Source organism: Streptococcus sp. SCPM-O-B-15277 (M60) (genome assembly GCF_058200335.1).
In genome coordinates this window covers 1-275 of record NZ_JBYQGR010000016.1, presented here as the reverse complement: position 1 = coordinate 275, position 275 = coordinate 1, and the positions used below count along the sequence as shown (strand labels likewise).

Sequence of the window (275 nt, the reverse complement as noted above, 5' to 3'; positions counted from 1 at the left end):
TTAAGCGGGTGTAGTTTAGTGGTAAAACTACAGCCTTCCAAGCTGTTGTCGCGAGTTCGATTCTCGTCACCCGCTTTGAACTTTTGTTCAAATACCAAGTTTTTAACTTGGGCGCGTAGCTCAGGTGGTTAGAGCGCACGCCTGATAAGCGTGAGGTCGGTGGTTCGAGTCCACTCGTGCCCATTTTTTATAAATATGGTCCGTTGGTCAAGGGGTTAAGACACCGCCTTTTCACGGCGGTAACACGGGTTCGAATCCCGTACGGACTATTTTGT

General features: G+C 48.7%; 3 tRNA genes. All 3 read left to right on the top strand.

Going from position 1 to position 275, the window contains the following annotated elements:
- The first annotated feature begins 4 nt into the window (after positions 1–4).
- The 3 genes from AC3E9F_RS08470 to AC3E9F_RS08460 all read left to right on the top strand — a co-directional run bounded on the left by AC3E9F_RS08470 (position 5) and on the right by AC3E9F_RS08460 (position 269).
- Positions 5–75 (top strand) — tRNA-Gly (locus AC3E9F_RS08470).
- Between the two features lie 34 nt (positions 76–109).
- Positions 110–183, top strand: a tRNA-Ile gene (locus tag AC3E9F_RS08465).
- 14 nt (positions 184–197) lie between these two features.
- A tRNA-Glu gene (locus AC3E9F_RS08460) sits at positions 198–269 on the top strand.
- Positions 270–275 lie beyond the last annotated feature (6 nt).